The sequence below is a fragment of the Paraburkholderia sp. BL23I1N1 genome (genome assembly GCF_003610295.1).
Taxonomy (GTDB): Bacteria; Pseudomonadota; Gammaproteobacteria; order Burkholderiales; family Burkholderiaceae; genus Paraburkholderia.
Genome location: NZ_RAPV01000001.1, coordinates 6158138 through 6177705, shown reverse-complemented (window position 1 = coordinate 6177705; position 19568 = coordinate 6158138). Strand labels below are relative to the sequence as shown.

The following is a 19568-nucleotide window of genomic DNA, read 5'->3' as shown; positions in this document are numbered from 1 at the left end:
CATGCGTACCGCGGCGTCAATCCTGTTGATCGCGCCGGCACTCGTCCTCGGCATGGGCGGCTGCCTGCTCGGTCCTGACTACGTGCGGCCGTCGGTCGAAACGCCGGCGACGTTCCGATTCGCCTCCGGTGAAGGCGCGCAGGTCGGTAATGCCGCGTGGTGGGAGCAGTTCCGGGACCCGGTGCTGAACGATCTCATTGCCACCGCGCTCGCCGACAATAAGGATGTGAAGATTGCGGCCGCGCGCGTGGACCTGTTCCTGGGCCAGTTCGTCACGACCCGCTCCGCGCTGTTCCCGCAGCTCAACGCAGGTTTCGATGCATCCCGTCAACGTGCATCGCAGGCGGGGCCGACCCCGCTGCCCACTGGAGTTGGCCCTGTGTTCAACGAGTTTCAGGCACCGCTTGCGGTCTCCTGGGAAATCGACATGTTCGGCAAGGTGCGTCGCCAGACCGAAGCTGCGCGCGCGAGTTTGCTGGCGAGCGAAGAGGGCCGTCGCGCGACGATTCTGTCGCTGGTCGCATCCGTTGCTTCCGCGTACATCAATTTGCGCGATCTCGACGCACAGCTTGCCATTGCGAAAGCGACCACCGAGAGTCGCGCCGACTCGGTCAAGGTTTTCTCGGCGCGTTTCTCGGGAGGGGACGTCTCGCAGATGGAGCTCGCGCAGAGCCAGTCGGAATACGAGGCGTCGCTTGCCACGATTCCGCAGATCGAAGCGCAAATAGCGCAGCAGGAAGATGCGCTGTCACTCCTGCTCGGCCATAACCCGGGAGACATCCTGCGTGGGCGGGAGCTCTCGGATCTGGCGATCCCGGCCGTGCCGTCCGGGCTGCCTTCGGATCTGCTCGAGCGCCGTCCGGATGTGCTTCAGGCCGAGCAGAACCTGGTTGCCGCAAACGCGTTGATCGGCGCGGCACGCGCGCTGTACTTCCCGTCGATTTCGCTGACCGGATTGTTCGGTTCCGTCAGTGGACAGTTCTCGAAGCTGTTTACAGGGCCTGCGCGCGTCTGGTCGTACGCTGGTTCCGTGAGCGTGCCGATCTTCACGGCCGGCAACATAGGCGGGCAGGTGAGGCAGGCTGAAGCGCAGCAGCAACAGGCGTTGTTCGAATATCAGCAGATCATCCAGAGCGCGTTTCGGGATGTCGACGATGCGCTGATTGCGCTGCAGAAATCTAGAGAACAACTCGTCGTGCAGAGTCGTCAGATCGATGCGTTGCGCACCTACTCACGGCTCGCGCGGCTGCGTTACGAGGGCGGATATACGAGCTATATCGAAGTACTGGACGCGGAACGTAGTTTGTTCAATGCCCAACTCAGCTACACCCAGACCAATGGCGCGGTGTTCGGTTCAATCATTGCGCTTTATAAGGCGATGGGCGGCGGCTGGGTGGTGACGGCTGAACAGATGACACACAAGGCATCCATGCGGCAGGGCGGTGTCGCGCCTCGACGTGACGATTCCGTTGCGGAGCTGCTGCCATGACCGGCGAACGCCTTATCGCGTGTCACGAATGCGATCTGATCCAGCGCGAGTCGCCTCTTCCGCACAGCGGCGTGCTGCGTTGTTGCCGTTGCGGCGCGGAGCTTTACCGGAGCCATGCAGACAGCCTCGATCACACGCTCGCCTATACGCTGACTTCAATGATTCTGTTCGGCATTGCCAACGCGTTCCCTATCGTCGGCCTGGCGGTGAACGGCAACCTCGTCCAGACCACGCTCTTCGGCGCGGTGCGTGTGCTGTATCTGGATGGTATGTGGCCGCTCGCGACACTCGTGTTCGCGACGACGATACTGACGCCCGCCCTGCAAATGACCGCCATCGCGTATCTGATGATGCCGTTGAGATTGGGACGCGTGCCGTACCGGGTCGACATGGCGTTCCGCCTGCTGCGCCTCGTGCAGCCATGGGGCATGACAGAGGTGCTGATCCTCGGACTGCTCGTCGCACTTGTCAAGCTTGCGCATATAGCGAGCGTTGTACCCGGCGTTGCACTGTGGTCGTTCGGTGCGTTGATGCTCCTGCAGTCTGCCGCGAGTGCGGCATTCGATTCTCGCGAAATCTGGATCCGTGTCGGTGGCGCGCAAAAAGGCGGGCCGTCGAGCGGCTCGCCGACGGCTTTACCGGCTTCGACGGCGGCTGGCTGCGGATTGATGGTCTGCCACAGTTGCGGGTTGATGTCGAAACCGGCTGCGCACGCGCACGAGGCATTATGTCCGCGATGCGGAGCGCGCGTCCACTTTCGGAAACTGGATAGCATCGCTCGCACGTGGGCGTTTCTGATCGCTGCGATGATCCTCTACATTCCGGCCAACGTGCTGCCGGTCATGCACACGAGTTCGCTGTTCGGGGCGCAGAAAGACACCATCATGAGCGGGGTGGTTTATCTGTGGACATCGGGTTCCTGGCCGCTCGCAGCGATCGTATTCATCGCGAGTGTCGTGGTGCCGATGCTGAAGATCCTCGCGCTGGTATACCTGGTGGCGTCGACACAGTTTCATTCGCGCTGGCAGCCGCAGCAAAGGACGCGCATCTATCGGTTGGTGGAATTTGTCGGGCGCTGGTCGATGCTCGACATCTATGTCATTACGATGCTGGTTGCCCTCGTGCAGTTCAATGCGTTGGCGACAATCAGCGCTGGGCCGGCCGCGGTCGCGTTCGGGGCAGTCGTCGTGCTGACCATGTTCGCCGCCATGTCGTTCGATCCGCGGCTGATCTGGGACACGGTGGAGAAGGACCGTGTCTAGGCCACCCGATCGATCTGACTCGCCTGAGCCCAATATTCCGGAAGCGGTCGCGGCGGGCCGCCCGCGTTGGCGGATACAACTGATCTGGCTGGTGCCGCTTGTGGCCGTCCTGATTGGTGGCTGGCTCGCCGTGAAGGCTGTCCTCGAGCAGGGCTCTACGATTACGATCACGTTCATGACGGGTGAAGGGCTCGAGGCGGGCAAAACCAAGATCAAGTTCAAGAATGTGGACATCGGGGTCGTCAGGAGCGTAACGCTGTCGAAAGATCACACACGCGTTGTCGCGAGCGCTGAAATTGTCAAGGACGCGGCAGATCTGCTTGTCGACAACACACGTTTCTGGGTCGTACGGCCGCGCATTTCCGGGGGTACGGTCTCGGGAATCGGCACGCTGTTGTCTGGTTCGTTTATCGGCATGGACGTCGGCAACGCAACGACCAGACGGCGTGACTATATCGGCCTCGAAACGCCACCCGTGTTTGCAAGCGACGTGCCGGGACGGGAGTTCGTGTTGAAGGCCGAGGACATGGGCTCACTCGACGTTGGCTCTCCGGTCTTTTTCCGCCGGCTGCAGGTGGGGCAGGTCACTGCCTACCGTCTCGACGATGACGGCAAAGGTGTGACATTAAGAGTATTCGTCAATGCACCCTATGACAGGTTTGTCAGTAGCGGCACGCGGTTCTGGCACGCAAGCGGCATTGACGTCTCGCTGGATACGACCGGTGTCAAGGTCAATACCCAGTCGTTAGTGTCGATCGTGATCGGCGGCCTTGCGTTCGAAACGCCTTCTGAGGAGGCTGCCCAATCCCAGGCCGCTGCCGGGACTACATTCGCTTTGTTCCACGACCGTGCGGACGCGATGAAGCGCCAGGACCGTATCGTCGATACCTACGTACTGAATTTCACGGAGTCGGTGCGCGGGCTGACGGTCGGCGCGCCCGTCGACTTCCGCGGAATCGTAGTGGGTGAGGTGAAAGCGATCTATACCCGCTTTGACCCGGCCACCAAACAGTTCAGCATTCCGGTCGAAGTGAATTTCTATCCGGAGCGCTTCACGTCCCGGTACCGGTCCGGCACCACAGGGGGCAGAATCGGGGGCGTGAATCCTCATGACCTGGCGGAGCTACTGGTGGAGCGGGGCCTGCGCGCACAGTTGAAAACGGGCAACCTGCTCACCGGGCAGCTGTATGTCGCGCTCGAATTCTTTCCCAATGCACCAAAAGCGAAAATGGATTGGACCAGGAGCCCTCCGGAAATACCGACTGTCCCTGGTGGCCTGCAATCGTTGCAGGACTCGGTCACAAGCCTGGTGGCCAAGTTGAACAAGATTCCGTTCGAAACGATCGGAAAGAACGCGCAGCAGACGCTCGCCGACGCGGACACGCTGCTCAGGCGGCTCGACACGGAAGTCGCGCCGCAGGCGCGCGATGCGCTGGCTGCGGCGCGTACGGCTCTCGATTCCGCGAACAGCGCGTTGCAGCCGGACTCGGGATTGCAGCAAGGCGTCGGCGACGCCATGAGTGAGCTTGCTCGCACCGCTGCTGCGTTCAGAACACTCGCGGACTACCTCGAACGACACCCGGAAGCGCTGATCCGAGGCAAGCCGGAGGACCAGAAATGATGCGCTCAATCCTGTTCCTGATTGCCGCGCTCGCGGTTGGACAGTTCGCTGGTTGCACCGGCTCGCCAAAGGCGGTCTTTTACACCCTGAGCTCGGATACCGCGCTCGAACGCAGTGGGCCTGCCGTCCCGATCAGCATCGTCGTGGGTCCGGTGACGCTGCCGGAGTTGATCGACCGTCCGCAGATGGTGACGCGAGTCAGTCCCAACGAGGTTGCCCTGAACGAATTCGCACGTTGGGGGGAGCCTCTGAAAAGCGGGATCCCGCGGGCACTCGCCGGCGACCTTGCGCAATTGCTGGGTACCGGCAATGTATCGGTTTTTCCGCAGACCGTGGGCATGTCGACCTGGCAGGTTCGCGTGGACATTCTGCGCTTCGACGTGACGCCCGGAGAAGCAGTGACGGTTGAGGCGCTGTGGACCGTGCGTCCCCCAAAGCAGGCTGCCCAGCTAACAGGGCGCACGCTCGCACGTGAGCCGTTGAACGGGCAGGGTTACGACGCGATCGCGGCAGCGCACAGCCGCGCTCTGGCCGCCGTGAGTCGCGATATTGCCGCGGCGATTGAACGGACGCAGCCGTGATGGAGACTACACGTCTCACCGTTCTGTCTCGACCGTTTTCGGTCCGAGGGCTCGCGACGTTCTTCGCCAGGCGAACGGCATGGAAGCTCTGCTGATCGACACCGTCATATTCCTCGCGGCGGCATTGTTTGTCGTGCCGCTGTCGGTACGGCTCGGCTTTGGCTCCGTACTGGGCTATCTCCTGGCCGGCGTGTTGATCGGCCCCTGGGTCTTCCGGCTCATCACCGACGTCGACGCGATCCTGCACTTCTCCGAGCTGGGCATCGTCCTGATGATGTTTGTCATCGGACTTGAAATGCATATAAGCAAACTGTGGGCGATGCGCCGCACGATATTTGGCTACGGCGGGATCCAGATGGCGTTGTGCGCGTTGATTCTGACAACGATCTTTGTCGCCTTCGGTTCACCCTGGCGGATTGGCGTGACGGGAGGCCTTGCGCTTGCGCTTTCGTCAACCGCAATGGTGATCGCAGAGTTGCAGCAACGCAAACTGATGGATACGCCGGCCGGGCGCGCGGGCTTTGGCATTCTGCTGTTTCAGGATATGACAGCGATCCCGTTGATCGCCCTGTTGCCTTTACTCGGTCCGGCGACGATGGGTACTACTGCGGGGCCAGCGTGGCTCGCTACGACGAAAGCGCTAGTCATGCTTGCTGCAGTCGCGCTAGTTGGCCGCTTTTTGTTGCGCTATGCGCTGCGCGCGATTGCGCGCACCAGGGTGCCTGAGATCTTCACCGCGTTCGCGCTGCTCTGGGTGATCGGCGTCGCGCTGTTGATGCAAAGCGTCCACCTCTCGATGTCACTGGGCGCCTTTCTCGCGGGCGTCCTGCTTGCGGATTCCGAATACCGTCACGAAATAGAAGCCGACATGGCGCCATTCAAGGGACTGCTGCTCGGGCTATTCTTTATCGCTGTCGGCATGTCCATCGATTTTGGCGTGTTAGCGCGCGAACCGATACGAATCCTGGCGCTGGTGGTGGCGCTCGTTGGTTCCAAGACGGCCGCAATGTGGTTTCTGGCACGCCGTTTCGACGTGCCTGACAAACAGAGGGCTTACTTCGCGATCCTGCTATCGCAAGGTGGCGAGTTCGCGTTCGTCGTGCTGGCGGCATCCTTCGCTGCGCGCGCAATCGATCAGCGACTGTCGTCGATCGTGACGTTGGTGGTTGCATTGTCGATGGTCACGACGCCGGTCCTGTTGCTCGTGAATCGCCGTTTCTCCGGGACACAGCCCGGTTCCGGCGAGTCGGTCCGCGCAGAGGACGACGTTCCGAGGTCAGGGAACGACGGTTAGAAGGCGGGAAAGCGAGCCTTTTTGTAAATGTTCTGCAATTCAGGCTGCATCGATTGAATCGCTGGCCATCGTCCTGCCGATCAGGATTCGGCCAGGTCACTCGCGGGCGGTTCCCGTTGTACGCATCGATTGAATAACGATAAGCGTGTCACCCTGATTGATTGTGCAGTGTGCGTCCCGATAGAACGAAAGGACGTTTCCGTCGCGAACCAGTCCGATAACGATGGCGCTCGCGACCGCGTTGGTCGCGCAGCCTACCTCGTGCTGTGCAGCGGGCCTTTCGACCAGGCTCACGCGGCCACGGGTCGATAGCAAGTCGTTGATGAATGGAACGAGGTAGCGGCTTTGCACCCCATCGGCGAGTAGCAGCCCTCCGATCTTGGTGGACGAGACGATGACGTCGGCGCCCGCCTGGCGCAATTGCCGTTGAAAAACGTGCTCCTGAATCCGGACGACGACCTTGGTCGACGGAGCGATGCTGCGGACGCTGAGGGTAAGGAGGATCGCGGTTGGATCGTCCGAAACGGCGATGATTACAGCTTTCGCTGCGCGTACCTGGGCCTGTTGCAACACGCTTTCGCGCGACGGGTCGCCGAGCAGGCCGGTGACCCCGAGTGCGGTCGCCGCTTCCAGTGCCGCCTCCTGCTGATCAATCACCACGATTGACCCTGGATCGACGCCGCTTTCCAGCAACTCGCGCACGGCGACAGAACCAGTCAGCCCATAGCCGCAGACGACAACGTGATCGCGCAATTGTTTCTGTAGCCGTCCCATGCGGAATTCCTCGATGACACGTTGAATGACTAACTGATACGCAGTACCCAGAAAGACGAACCAAATGACGATGCGAATCGGCACAATGAAGAATGAAACGATCATCCGCGCTCGTGCCGTGACCGGCACGACGTCGCCATAGCCAACGGTCGCGACGGTGACCATCGTGAAGTACGCCACGTCGATCATGCCGAGCGTTCGGTTTTCTGCGTCGCGCAGTTCGTCACGGTCGAAGTACAGCACGAGGAACGCGAGCGCGCATAGTCCGGCGACGAAGTAGAAGCGTTGCAGCAACACACGCTGCGGTGAAGCACTGGGACGTGTGAACAGTGTCCGGGTGCGCGGCACCTGCCACGCCGCACGAGCCCGCAGCGATAGGCGAAAACGAGGGGCTGGTCGTTGGCGCTCGGTTCCCACGTTGGGATCCATTGATGAATTGTGCCTTCGCAATTCTACGACGAACCAGCGGTTCGCATTCCGTCAATCGACGGACGGCTGGGAAGGCAGACCTCCGGGCCTGAGCATAGCGGCCAACGTTGCCTCGTGCATCAGGTTGCCCGAACAGCATCAATTCCAGAGGCTGGCCTAAACTTAGGGTAGTGGTAAGTTTGAGGGGGTAACATGCACACGGAGTCATTGGAACCGCTCGAAGGCGCAGGGCAGGCCGAGTCCGGATCGCCAACTGTCGTCAGCCAGCATCTTTCACGGGCGGAACGCCGTGCCATAGGCAAGGCCCTGCGCAAGAAGATTCCCCGGGAGTTTCATGCGACCTGGAACGCGCCTTCTGACCGGCCGGATCCTGTGGATCTGGTGCAGGAGTCCAACAAGGGGCGCCTCACGGACCTGATTCCCCTGCGCCACGGGCGCATGGCGCAATCGCCTTTCACCTTTTACCGCGGGGCGGCGCTCAATATGGCGGAAGACCTGGCATCCATGCCAAGCACCGGCGTGCGTGTCCAGTGCTGCGGTGATGCGCACCTCGTCAACTTCCGTGGTTTTGCCACACCGGAGCGCAACGTCATATTCGCGATTAACGATCTCGACGAGACGCTCGCGGCCGCCTGGGAGTGGGATCTCAAACGCCTCACTGCGAGCTTCGTGATTGCCTGTCGAAATAATGGCCTGAGTGAATCCGCCGCCCAGGACACGGTCCTCACCTGCGTTCGGTCGTATCGCGAACACATGGCCGAATTCGGCGAAATGAAATCGCTCGACCGCTGGTATTTTGCCCTCGAAACCGAAATGCTGATTTCGACCATCGTGGATCCGACCATCCGCCGTCGAGCCGTCAAACGGCTCGCGAAGGAACGTGAGACCTGTATCACTGAGGACATCTTTCCCAAGCTCGTGCAGGGTTCGGGGCACACTGCACTCATCAAGGAACAGCCTCCAACCATCTTTCGCCTGAAAGGGCACCGCGCAGGGCAAATTGATTCCCGAATCGCGAATGTCTTCGCCCGTTACCGCGAAAGTCTGACTCCAGCCTGCCGCGTGATGCTCGATCACTACAGGCTGCTGGACGTCGCAATCAAGGTTGTCGGTGTCGGCAGCGTCGGCACCCGCTGCTGGATTGGGTTACTGATGGACGGTGCGGGAGATCCGCTCCTGCTCCAGGTCAAAGAAGCGCGAGCCTCGGTTCTGGAGACCCATGCGGGCAAAAGCGTCTACCCAAACCATGGGGAGCGCGTCGTGAATGGTCACCGGCTCATGCAGCCTTCGAGTGACATCTTTCTGGGATGGACGAAGGGAGGGTCGGGGCGACATTACTACGTGCGCCAACTCCGGGACGTCAAAATCAAGTTCCCCGTCGATGCGTTCGACAAGGCCGAGATGTGCCTATTCGCTGACTGGTGCGGCTGGTCGCTCGCGCTCTCTCACGCGCGCTCCGGGGATCCCTCCATCATTAGCGGATATCTGGGCAAGAGCGACGCGTTCGACAAGGCGCTTGCCATTTTTTCGGTTGCGTACGCAGACCAAACTGAAGCGGACCACGCTGCACTAAAGCGTGCGATCGAAGGCGGAAAGGTGAAGGCAATCTTCGAAGAGTAGCAATGAGTCGCGCGGGGAAACACCCACGGGCGACGCGGCCGTTGATAAGCCCCACAAAGAATGTCGGATGGAGAGCAATCATGCTCGCACTCATTGGGCGGCGTGCTGCTGCCATGGGCGGTCGCTGATCAGCGTCCCATCCAGGCGGTCTGAACCTGCAATCCACTGCGCCCGACGTGTCGATATCGGCACGTCGCCAGGAACTGTCGTCACCAGACGGTTATGGTCAATCGGGCGTCGTGTCTGCTGGGGGGGCGGCCGGATTGGGCGTCCGCGTATCCGCTGCAGCTTCGGACGCCCCTGGCGTGTCGATCCAGGCGAGCAGCAAATGGTAGGTAACGGCCAGAACGACCGGCCCGATAAACAGTCCGACTACGCCGATCGAAAGCAGGCCACCAAGCACGCCGGAAATGATGAGCATCATTGGCAAAGAGACAGCCCGACGGATCAGGATTGGGCGCATGAAATTGTCGAGACCGGTGACCCCGATGGACCAGACGAACAAAAGGATCGCCGCGAGCCGCGCATCGTGAATGAACAACCAGGCGACACATCCCATCAATGGCAGGAACGGCCCGATCTGCACCAGACACACGATTAGCAGGAGTGCGGCCAGTACGCCTGCAAACGGGACGCCGGCTATCCAGATGCCGAGTGCGCCGAGGGCGGCCTGCACAACAGCGGTGACAACCACGCCGAGCGCAATCGCGCGAATCGACTGCCCGATCAGATGGACGATACCTGTACCTCTGTACGGTGCGACACGCTGTGCGAGGCGCGTTACCAGCCGCGCAGCGACTTCGCCATTCGCATAAAGAAGGCCGCACACGACCAGCATGAGGAGCAGATGCAGCATGAACAAGCCTGCCTGGCTCACGCGAGCAAGCAGCCAGCGTGCCGCGATAGCAGCGTAGGGTTGGAGCTTTGCGAGCACCCCGCCCGGCCCCGCGTCCGAGAGGCTCTGCCACTCGTGTGCAATACGGACGCCGACTACAGGTATGGCCGCCAGCCAGTGTGGAGGCGACGGAAGCGCGTAGTCCGGCAAGCCTTTGACGAATGCCGTGATGTCGGCGGCGTGGTCGGCGAGCGTCGATATGGCGCCGAACACAGGAACGACGATCACCACGACTTGTAGCAGCAGCATGATCACTACGGCGAGTCCCCTTCGCTCGCCTAGGCGATGCTGCACCGAGAGCAGAACAGGCCATGTCGTAACGACGATCATGGTGCCCCAGATGAACGCCGGTACGAAAGGGAGCAGGATATACAGGCTCCCGCCGATCAGCAGAAGCACGGTGCCGATGGCAAGCACGACCCGGGGAAGATCCACGGCAGGACGGGTGTCATTCATTTTCAGCCTATTCCCAGTAACGCAATGGGCATTGGACCTCCGCCGTCCAGTTGCTCTTTGAATGACTCGAACGGGCATTCAAGTGCTGTGAATAGTGCAATCCTGCGGCGTCGGCATCGTCCAGGCGATGCTTGCTCGGGCAGTCGGGGAGGCGAGTGCGGCGCCCCGCGAGCCGAGCGCTTTGATCACACCATCAAATTGTCCGCCAGCACATGCATGCTCGCCTCGTCGCCTCCACGGAACGAACGCTCAGTCGTCTGTCCGAGGCGAGACCACGGACAGAGCAGGCGTGGACGTACCCGCAGAACGCGTCGCACGGCATTGAGGAACACCCAATTGGTGCGAGAGACGCGACGCCTGGTTTAACCGCCGCCTGCCTCGCACCGAATTGCGCAAAAAAGTCGGCCCCAGCATGCGATCACGGCACCGACGCAGGCCGTGGCGATTTCGCGTCGACCCGCAGCCAACTGCGCAGAGGAGGCTCTATCCAGTTCAGCGTGAGGAGGAGGACCAATGCAACCGTTAGATTGAATATGAGGTGTGCCCAAGCCACGGCCATGCCAGGGTTGGCGCTCGCGTCCACAACCGCTCGCGAAAAAGGTCTCAGGAATGGGAAGTAAACCAGCACGCCAGCGGCGTTGAACAGAAAGTTGGTAATCGCCGTGGCTCTGGCAACAGGGCTCATTCCGAGACCCGCGATCAGAGCCGTCGACGTAGAGCCCACGTTCGAGCCAATCACAATCGGTATTGCAGCCTCTGGCGGGAGCACGCCTTGCTGCACCAGAAGGATGGCCAATCCCGTGGTGACACTGCTTGACTGGACGAGCGCCGTAAAGACAAGGCCGGCAAGCACGCCCATCCACGGCGCCTCGGCGAGGGCCAGCCAATCCTTGAACTGCTGGCGATTCTGCAGCGGTTTCAGTTCCGTCGAGATGAGATCTAGCGCAAAGAACACCAGGCCAAAGTAGAAGATGGCCTTCCCAACAACCTTCGCCCGGATGGGCAGGATCGAGATCAACGAGCCCAGCACGATAAACATGGGGCCGATACCGGTGAGCTTGAAAGAAACCAGCCAGGCAGTGGCTGTCGTTCCTACATTGGCACCAAGCAAAACGCCCAGACTGGCCCGGAACGAAATGACGGAGGCATCGACGAGGGTGACTGCGAGCGCAGTAACGGCGCTGCTCGACTGTACGACCGCTGTGGCCAGCGCGGCGACCAGAAAGCCGCGCCAACGGTTGGCCGTCACCCGCCCCAGCCATGCCTGCAATGCCTCGCCTCCGACGGCTTGAAGTTCGCCGCTGAACCCTTGAAGTCCATACAAGAAAAGAATGACTGCGGAAATTGCGGAGAACAGTCCCTGCAATGGGGTCATCGCAAACTCCTGGTTGTTCGCAGCGCTTACCCATAACCGGCCGCGCTCCAGATTGTTGATTTCAAGCTCCCCAATAGCACGGTCGGCGGTCCATGCAGTTCAATCGTGTCTGCGATCGTCCCACCGGTAGCCAAGGCTTGCAATGCGTGAGGTTCGTGAAACGCATACTGCAGACATGGATGGCATACGGCCGACGTGCAAAGACGCCGACGTGCAAAGACGCCGACGTGCAAAGACGCCGACGTGCAAAGACGCCGACGTGCAAAGACGCCGACGCGCAATCTCGCGGAGCGCGCTCGGCCTGGCAGTTGCGCATTGTCCGGACTGGTGCACCGCCCGCGCTTGCACCAGGAGCTTGGCGCGATCATCGAACTCCGGGGGCGACACTCCCAGCAACCGCGGAGTACAGCATCTTGCGGCCGTCCTGGCGGCAATAGACCGAAGCCGTTTAATCGTGAGGGACGGTGTGCAGAGAGGATATGTTCAGCATAAGGTGCTCCGGGCCACTACGCTATTGGACCAAAGGCTCATTGTCTGCCTTCATGCGGCCACCTACTCTAGATGTTGATCCAGGACGAGACTCAGGCGGTACGTGTGTGGAGAGACTGAGATGGCGAAGCCTTGTCACCGATCAGTAGTACAGCGCCCCGGCGGGCAAGGCTGAGATTCCGGCGCTGGCGATTGCTAAACACGTGTTCGTCAAAGCCGCCGCGCGTTCCGGTGCCATCGGCGGGGCTGGCTATATGATTATCAATGCCCTCCATGTCGCGCCCGCAATCATGCAGTGGGATTCTGCCCCAGGCTTCGGCAATCTCAAAATTACCAGGACATTTATGCGGGTGAAGCCCATTCTGTTCAGATACGTCGTAAAGGCACCGCTGGTCGTCGGGCATCGCAGCGAATTTACGTTTGCCTGTCACGAGCGCCGGGCAAAGACCTGGGGCGCGTTCGAAGCGTAACGTTGGTGCCGGATTCGATATACGATTGTCAAAAAGGAAATGAATTCATGTGCGACACATATGAGTTTCTTCGACCCAACGACGGCTCAGGCCGGCGGAATTTTCTCAGGCTAACCGGCACCGCGGCCGTGCTCGGGCTCACCGGCGGCACTCTCTTCGCGGGTCCGGCATACGCCGATGCGTTGACCAAGGCGCAGCGCGAAAGCATGACACCAGAGCAGATCATCGAGGCAATGAAGCGAGGGAACGCGCGCTTTCGGAAGGGCGAGCGGAAAGCCCGCAATTACTTGAACGAGCAGAGGGCGAGCGCGAATGGACAGTATCCCGCGGCCGTGCTGCTTAGTTGTATCGACTCGCGCGCGCCAGCTGAAGTGATCATGGATCTCGGCATCGGTGATATCTTCAATTGCCGTGTCGCTGGCAACGTCGAAAACAACGACATTCTTGGCAGCATGGAGTTCGCATGCAAACTGGCTGGTGCAAAAGTAGTCCTGGTAATGGGTCACACAAAGTGTGGCGCCGTCAAGGGCGCCATTGCCAACGCCGAACTAGGCAATCTCACCGGATTGTTGGCCAGGATCAAACCCGCGGTGCAGGCGACGACCTACGCAGGTGATCGTTCTGCGACGAACTACGCTTTCGTGGACGCCGTGGCGCGTAAGAACGTCGAGTTGACCATAGCAGGCATTCGTAAGGATAGCCCGGTGCTCGCGGAGCTGGAAACCAGCGGCACGATCAAGATTGCCGGTGCGATGTACAACCTTGCAACGGGTGCGGTTGAGTTCTTCAGTTGATCAGCACGAGCGGCTGTTTGTCCCGATGGCCGCTTTCAAGAAAAGCGGCCGACAGGTAGGGACCGTATGCGCCTGTCGCGATAGGCGAAAGTCGGCCAGGTGTTGGCCGTGAGAGGGCACTGTCAGGTTAGCCACCGGCGGGGGTAGGATGTTGCGATGAAAAAGACGAAATCGCTTTATCACGGCCACCTGTTGCGGTCAAACCCGGTGCCACGCAAGATCATTACCGATCAGTTGCGCAGCTATCCGGCCGCGAAGGCGGATATCCCGGAGCTCGCTCACGTCAGGCATGTGTTCGTCAGGGCGGCTGCGCGCGTGAACAACCGCGCGGAGAACAGCCATCAGCCCACCCGCCGACGCGCACGCGGGCATTTCTCTCCCGCTTCGGTCCGATCCGGCAGCACTTTGCGTTGCCCAGACACCGGATGAATGCTTCGCGTCATCGTATTGAACTCAAGGCACGCTGCACGGCATGGCAACGCTGGAGCGTGACCGACCCAGCAACGCCGACTGATCAGGATGCCAATAGACTATCAGCACGATTCAGGCTGTATCCGCTAGCTCGATAATGCCGGTGTGTGTCCAATAGCGATGGCGCTGGTCTCCCCTGTGGTAGACAGGCAACTGGCAGCTCATCTTTCGCAATGTTCGGATCAAGACGGGTAAGGTGGAGACAATGGTCACGCAACATCACGACGACCCTAAGGCCTCGGTGGCGAACCACGATCCTCTGTCGATCGACCTTGCCTTGCAGGGTGGTGGTGCTCACGGGGCATTTACGTGGGGCGTGCTTGAGCGGGTGCTCGAAATACCCTGGCTAAAGATTGAAAGCATCACCGGTACGTCAGCCGGAGCGATGAACGCTGTTGTGCTGGTGCATGGATATACGCTTGGCGGCCCGGAAGGTGCGAAGTTGGCCCTTGAGCAGTTCTGGCGGCGGGTCAGCGATAAGGCGCGGTACAGCCCATTCCAGCGGACGCCGGTTGACGTGATGATGGGCAACTGGTCGCTCGATAATTCTCCTGCCTATATTTTCTATGATCTCTTCAGTCGCCTGTTTTCTCCCTATCAAACCAACCCGACGAACTTTGATCCGCTGCGGACCATTCTGGAGGAAAGCATCAATTTCGAAGGACTGAAGCAATCGCCGATCAAGCTGTTCGTCACCGCCACCAATGTCCGCACGGGTCTGCCGCGCGTTTTCCGAAACGCGAATATAAGTGTCGAGGCAGTTCTCGCTTCTGCATGCCTGCCGTTGGTGCATCAGGCCGTCGAGATAGACGGCGACCCCTACTGGGATGGCGGCTTTTCCGGCAATCCGTTGCTAACGCCGGTTATTCGCGAAAGCAAGGCGCGCGATATTCTGCTTGTCCAGATCAATCCGATTGAGCGGCCCGGCGTGCCAAAAACGGCGTCCGAGATTCTTAACCGGCTGAACGAGATTTCATTCAATTCGAGTCTCAAGAAGGAGTTGCGTGGCATCGCCATGTTCCAGCGCCTGTTTGTCGACGAGGGCCCCGGGCATGCAGCCTGGGCGGAACAATGGGCCGATGCGCGCGTCCACCGGATCGCAAGCCCACGCATGGTCGAACTCGGTGTGTCCTCCAAGCTCAACGCAGAGTGGGAGTTTCTCCGCATGTTACGAGAAGAAGGGCGTAAATGCATGGAACTCTTCCTGAAGGATCATGCGGCGGATCTCGGCAAGCGATCGACTTTCGATCTTGACTCCCTTCTCGATACGGTTCTTGAGCAGATATGAAGCTGCAGGATTTGCGGTTGGTCCCCGTCGTGAGCGTGGCGCCGCCTTGCATCCCGGTTAGCTGTTTATGAGGCTGTGCAGTGAAGCCTGATTGCTGCCCACCAACGGGCCGTCCTTCGGGACGTAGAGGGCGATTCACCTGGATATAACGGGTTCGTTCTCTGTGCGTGCACGCCCTCGACTACTCAACGTGACAGAATCCCCGCCGGAATACGACTATGAACGCAGTTGCACTCACTCCTCTCGCGCTCGGCTTCGGACTGACCGGTATGCTTGTCAGTCTCGGCCTGCTGATCTGGTTTGCATATCGAGGGTGGAGCGTGCTGCTGCTCGCGCCGCTTGCCGCGATGCTGGCGGCAGGCATCTCCGGCGAGCCGGTCCTCGCGCATTGGACGCAGACCTTCATGGGCAGCGCTGCGCGTTTTGTCGCGCAGTTCTTTCCGCTGTTCCTGCTTGGCGCACTGTTCGGCAAGCTGATGGAGGATAGCGGTTCAGTGCAGGCCATCGCGGGTTTTATGACGCGGCGGCTCGGCCCACGCCGCGCGATGCTCGCGGTAGTAATCGGCGGTGCGCTCGTTACCTATGGCGGTGTCAGTCTGTTCGTTGCCTTTTTTGTACTGGCGCCGATGGCGCAGGCGCTCTTTCAGGAAGCAAACATTCCGCGCAGGTTAATGCCTCCCGCCATAGCGCTCGGTACGTCGACCTTCACGATGTCGGCGTTGCCAGGCACGCCGGCGATCCAGAATGCGATTCCGATGCCATTCTTCGGCACGACGCCGTTCGCCGCGCCCGGCCTCGGGGTGATCGCTAGCGTCGTGATGGCCGGATTCGGACTGTGGTGGCTAGGCAGACAGGAAGTGCGGGCACGCGCTCTCGGTGAAGGCTTCACGACTCGGGCGGCTGAACACTCCATGCCGGAAATTGGAGCTGCACGCCACACTGGCCTCGTGCGTGAGCGTGCAACCGTCTCGCAGAGCTTTGATCCCGTCGAGATCGATCATGGCCACGTCTCCTCGACCATGCCGTCTTTCGGTATCGCCATTGCCCCGCTGGTGGTCGTCGTAGGCGTGAACTTCCTTATGAACGTCGTCGTATTGCCGCGGCTCGACGCGGCTTATCTTGCTGAAGGTCGTTGGGGAGCGACGTCGCTTGGAGCTGTCGGTGGGGTGTGGGGCGTTTGCGTTGCACTCGCGGTGGCAATCGTCATGCTTGTATTGCTTAATCGGACGAGGCTCCCTGCGCTGCGCGAAAGTGTCGACGCGGGAGCGAACGCAGCGGTGTTGCCGGTGCTCAGTGTGAGCAGTCTGGTCGGGTATGGCGCGGTGATCGCGGCACTGCCTGCATTCGGGCTCGTCCGCGAATGGGTGCTCGGCATCGGCGGAGGCCCGCTGGTATCGCTAGCGGTAGCCACAAATCTGTTGGCCGCCCTGACAGGTTCGGCGTCCGGTGGTATGACGATTGCGCTCGATGCGCTCGGCGGCACTTACCTGCAACTTGCAGCACAGCATCACATCGATCCGGCGTTGCTGCACCGTGTGGCGGTGATTTCATCCGGTACGCTGGACAGCCTGCCGCACAACGGTGCGGTCGTCACGCTGCTCGCGGTGTGTGGCTCGACGCATCGGGAAAGCTATCGCGACATCGTGATGGTGGGTATTGTTGGCGCGCTGCTGGCGCTCGTGATAGTGATCGCCGTCGGATCTGTAGCGGGATCGTTCTAGGGTGAAGTTGTACGCAACGTTATGTGCCAATCTCGATTGGCCCGGAGAGATGAGATGGCTCGCTGAATTCCGGATGTGTCGCGTGACTGGTACGGGCTTTTCTATCACGCGACGCTTTGCCATTGGTGCCTTTTTTGAAGCATTGATGCTGCGGGTCACGGTAGCATGTCGATGGATTGGAAAGACTTCAACCCAAAGCCAGTGAAGTTCGGCGGAGAATGCCTGGATGAACAGTATCTCGACTTCTCCTCGATCAATTCGCATGCGGCGTAACTCGCTCTAATTTCACAAGAGCCGTAAAGATCATGCAAAACGCACATATGCTGTTGCCCGACGCGCTGGTAGTGCTCGGCTTCGTGATCGCCTCCCGACTGGGAGACTTCTGCTCTGAAGCAACGAACCGCCGTCTTACTTACCTCATCGCGGTCCTGTCGTCGACTGCGGCGGGCGTTTGGTTCGCGATCCAATCGTCCGATCCACATCAATACTATTTCTTCTCGCGAATGATCGTGATCGATTCGTTCGCCAGCGTGATGAAGGCGGCCGTGTCGCTTGGCTTCGCTGCCACGCTCGTCTATTCGCGTAGATATCTCGAAGATCGCGAGCTGTTCCGCGACCATGTGTTCCTGCTCGGCATGTTCTCGCTGCTCGGCCAGTTGATCATGATTTCGGGCAACCACTTCCTGATGCTCTACCTCGGTCTCGAACTGATGTCGCTGTCGCTATACGCAATGATTGCGTTGCGGCGCGACGCCGCGCAGTCGAGCGAAGCGGCGATGAAGTACTACGTGCTGGGCGCACTGGCGACGGGTTTCCTGCTGTACGGCATCTCCATGCTCTACGGCGCGACAGGCTCGCTCGAACTGAACGAGGTACTGAAGACGGTTGCTTCTGGCCGCGTCAACCATGCCGTGCTGCTGTTTGGCGTGATTTTCATCGTCGCGGGCGTAGCTTTCAAAATGGGGGCTGTGCCTTTCCATATGTGGGTGCCGGATATCTATCAGGGTGCGCCGACTGCGATGACGCTTTTCGTCGGAGGCGGTCCGAAGGTCGCGGCGTTCGCGTGGGGCCTGCGGTTCCTTGTGATGGGACTGTTGCCGCTCGCAGTCGACTGGCAGGAAATGCTCGTGATTCTGGCGGCGCTGTCGATGATCGTCGGCAACATCACCGGAATCGTGCAACATAACGTCAAGCGGATGCTCGCGTACTCGGCCATTTCGAACATGGGCTTCGTGCTGCTTGGCCTGCTGGCGGGAGTCGTCGCCGGCAACGCCGGTGGCGCGGCGGGCGCGTACGGTTCGGCAATGTTCTACAGCATCGTGTATCTGCTTACGACGACGGGCACATTTGGCGTGATCATGTTTCTGGCGCGCCGCGATTTCGAAGCAGAAACGCTCGGCGACTTCAAGGGCCTGAATCAACGCAGCCCGGTGTTCGCGTTCGTGATGATGGTGATGATGTTTTCGCTAGCTGGTATTCCGCCGACGGTCGGCTTCTATGCGAAGCTCGCCGTGCTTGAAGCGGCGGTCAACGCCGGCCTCGCGTGGCTCGCGGTGCTGGCAGTGATCACGTCGTTGTTCGGCGCGTTCTACTACCTGCGCATCGTCAAGCTGATGTACTTCGACACACCGCAGGACACGACCCCGATCCTGGCAGGTGCCTGCAATCGCACGCTGCTTGCGCTGAACGGCGTGGCCGTGCTGGTGCTCGGCATCGTTCCAGGTCCGCTGATGACGGTCTGCCTGCAGGCGATCTCGCACACACTCCCGCTGTAGTGTCCGCGGCAGGCTGGTTCATCGTGCTGTTGGCGCTCGCCGGGGGCAACGCGCCGTTCCTGAGTCAGCGGATCTTCGCTGGAGCGAGCCCTGTGCGCCCATAGCGATGAGCTATCTACGACGTGAGCCCTCTGCGGTCTAACGTTGTCGACCTGCCTGCAGCAGAGAGCGAGGTATAGGTGAAAACGCAATGGCGATGCCTGGAATTATCGTAATCGCACGGTTGCGAAGCGCATCTGTAACCGGTTGCCCCGCCCAGTGTCGCCTTCCCGCCCGGGTGGCTCCTTTCGATGGCGCCGAATGGTTCGGGTCTACACTGAAAACACAATCAGGCGGGCAGCGGACATTCAGGACGTCAGCGCAGCCGAGCGATTTCATTCGCTAGTGATATAAGCAGTTCTTATCATATGGGAATTGCCTCGTTCTGCCATCCTTATCGTGACACAAGCCAAGACGGGTCCTGATGCTGATTTTATTCATGGCGAACCCGGTTGATCTCAACGCTCGACCAGATCTCTGACCGCAGTCAGGGTGGCCGGAACGGTGATGTTGTTGCTTTGATCCAGTGCCTCTGCAGGTAGCCAGACAGCCAGAGCGATAACGCCGATCGCGCCGAAGGCGACAATAACTTTCATTTCCCTGCTCGCTTACCGAAAGAATTGCGCTGTACCTGAGCAACTGGGAACAGGTCCACCGGACCTGCCTGGACAGTCCACCGCCCCGGTCATCGGCGGGTTTCGTGGGCTATCCGATACCGTTGCTCA

Annotated in this window: 15 protein-coding genes and 2 pseudogenes; 13 read left to right on the top strand and 4 right to left on the bottom strand. The window is 60.3% G+C overall.

Annotated elements, in window-relative coordinates:
• The first annotated feature begins 1 nt into the window (after position 1).
• From B0G76_RS28885 to B0G76_RS28865, 5 genes are all read left to right on the top strand, one after another.
• The gene (locus tag B0G76_RS28885) at positions 2-1489 is read left to right on the top strand and encodes an efflux transporter outer membrane subunit (protein WP_120295502.1); all 1488 of its coding nucleotides are present in this window, start codon (positions 2-4) and stop codon (positions 1487-1489) included.
• On the top strand, positions 1486-2751 hold the full coding sequence (locus B0G76_RS28880; RefSeq protein WP_120295501.1) for a paraquat-inducible protein A: 1266 nt from the start codon (positions 1486-1488) through the stop codon (positions 2749-2751). Before B0G76_RS28885 ends, B0G76_RS28880 begins: the two co-directional genes overlap by 4 nt.
• A complete protein-coding gene (locus B0G76_RS28875) occupies positions 2744-4372 on the top strand; it encodes an intermembrane transport protein PqiB (RefSeq protein ID WP_120295500.1) in 1629 nt (542 codons plus the stop codon). The genes B0G76_RS28880 and B0G76_RS28875 overlap by 8 nt, the downstream gene beginning before the upstream one ends.
• A complete protein-coding gene (locus B0G76_RS28870) occupies positions 4369-4953 on the top strand; it encodes a membrane integrity-associated transporter subunit PqiC (protein ID WP_120295499.1) in 585 nt (194 codons plus the stop codon). The genes B0G76_RS28875 and B0G76_RS28870 overlap by 4 nt, the downstream gene beginning before the upstream one ends.
• Before the next feature lie 79 nt (positions 4954-5032).
• Positions 5033-6247 carry a monovalent cation:proton antiporter-2 (CPA2) family protein gene (locus B0G76_RS28865; RefSeq protein WP_120295498.1) on the top strand — a complete coding sequence of 405 codons (1215 nt, stop codon included), beginning with the start codon at positions 5033-5035 and terminating at the stop codon, positions 6245-6247.
• A gap of 96 nt (positions 6248-6343) precedes the next feature.
• On the opposite strand, the gene B0G76_RS28860 is transcribed toward B0G76_RS28865, so the two are convergent.
• On the bottom strand, positions 6344-7450 hold the full coding sequence (locus B0G76_RS28860; protein WP_120295497.1) for a TrkA family potassium uptake protein: 1107 nt from the start codon (positions 7448-7450) through the stop codon (positions 6344-6346).
• Between the two features lie 207 nt (positions 7451-7657).
• Here B0G76_RS28860 and B0G76_RS28855 point away from each other — a divergent pair, with 207 nt between their 5' ends.
• On the top strand, positions 7658-9070 hold the full coding sequence (locus B0G76_RS28855; protein WP_220700779.1) for a DUF2252 domain-containing protein: 1413 nt from the start codon (positions 7658-7660) through the stop codon (positions 9068-9070).
• Positions 9071-9296: 226 nt separating this feature from the next.
• Here the strand turns inward: B0G76_RS28855 and ydiK are convergent, their stop codons facing one another.
• Both ydiK and B0G76_RS28845 read right to left on the bottom strand, forming a co-directional pair.
• Complete coding sequence (ydiK, locus tag B0G76_RS28850) at positions 9297-10421, bottom strand: AI-2E family transporter YdiK (RefSeq protein WP_120295495.1); 1125 nt, start codon at positions 10419-10421, stop codon at positions 9297-9299.
• Positions 10422-10839: 418 nt separating this feature from the next.
• Positions 10840-11796 (bottom strand): Na/Pi cotransporter family protein, encoded by a 957-nt coding sequence (locus tag B0G76_RS28845; protein WP_120295494.1) that lies wholly within the window; start codon positions 11794-11796, stop codon positions 10840-10842.
• A 692-nt stretch (positions 11797-12488) separates the two neighbouring features.
• Between B0G76_RS28845 and B0G76_RS43035 the strand changes: the two genes are divergently transcribed.
• From B0G76_RS43035 to B0G76_RS28810, 7 genes and pseudogenes are all read left to right on the top strand, one after another.
• Complete coding sequence (locus B0G76_RS43035; protein WP_183082248.1) at positions 12489-12755, top strand: hypothetical protein; 267 nt, start codon at positions 12489-12491, stop codon at positions 12753-12755.
• A gap of 47 nt (positions 12756-12802) precedes the next feature.
• On the top strand, positions 12803-13549 hold the full coding sequence (locus tag B0G76_RS28835) for a carbonic anhydrase family protein (RefSeq protein ID WP_120295493.1): 747 nt from the start codon (positions 12803-12805) through the stop codon (positions 13547-13549).
• A 210-nt stretch (positions 13550-13759) separates the two neighbouring features.
• Positions 13760-13915: pseudogene (locus B0G76_RS44205) on the top strand (IS6 family transposase); the annotation flags it as partial.
• 310 nt (positions 13916-14225) lie between these two features.
• Entirely contained in the window at positions 14226-15308 is a 1083-nt protein-coding gene (locus B0G76_RS28825; RefSeq protein WP_120295492.1) for a patatin-like phospholipase family protein, read from the top strand.
• A 218-nt stretch (positions 15309-15526) separates the two neighbouring features.
• Positions 15527-17029: a GntP family permease gene (locus B0G76_RS28820; RefSeq protein ID WP_120295491.1), complete on the top strand. Its 1503-nt coding sequence runs from the start codon at positions 15527-15529 to the stop codon at positions 17027-17029.
• Positions 17030-17334: 305 nt separating this feature from the next.
• Positions 17335-18804 (top strand): NADH-quinone oxidoreductase subunit NuoN, encoded by a 1470-nt coding sequence (gene nuoN, locus B0G76_RS28815; RefSeq protein WP_120295490.1) that lies wholly within the window; start codon positions 17335-17337, stop codon positions 18802-18804.
• Positions 18804-18884 (top strand): annotated as a pseudogene (locus B0G76_RS28810) (DUF2818 domain-containing protein); the annotation flags it as partial. The gene nuoN and the pseudogene B0G76_RS28810, both read left to right, overlap by 1 nt.
• 417 nt (positions 18885-19301) lie before the next feature.
• Here B0G76_RS28810 and B0G76_RS43030 read toward each other — a convergent pair.
• Positions 19302-19439: a hypothetical protein gene (locus B0G76_RS43030; RefSeq protein ID WP_183082164.1), complete on the bottom strand. Its 138-nt coding sequence runs from the start codon at positions 19437-19439 to the stop codon at positions 19302-19304.
• Between the last annotated feature and the right edge of the window lie 129 nt (positions 19440-19568).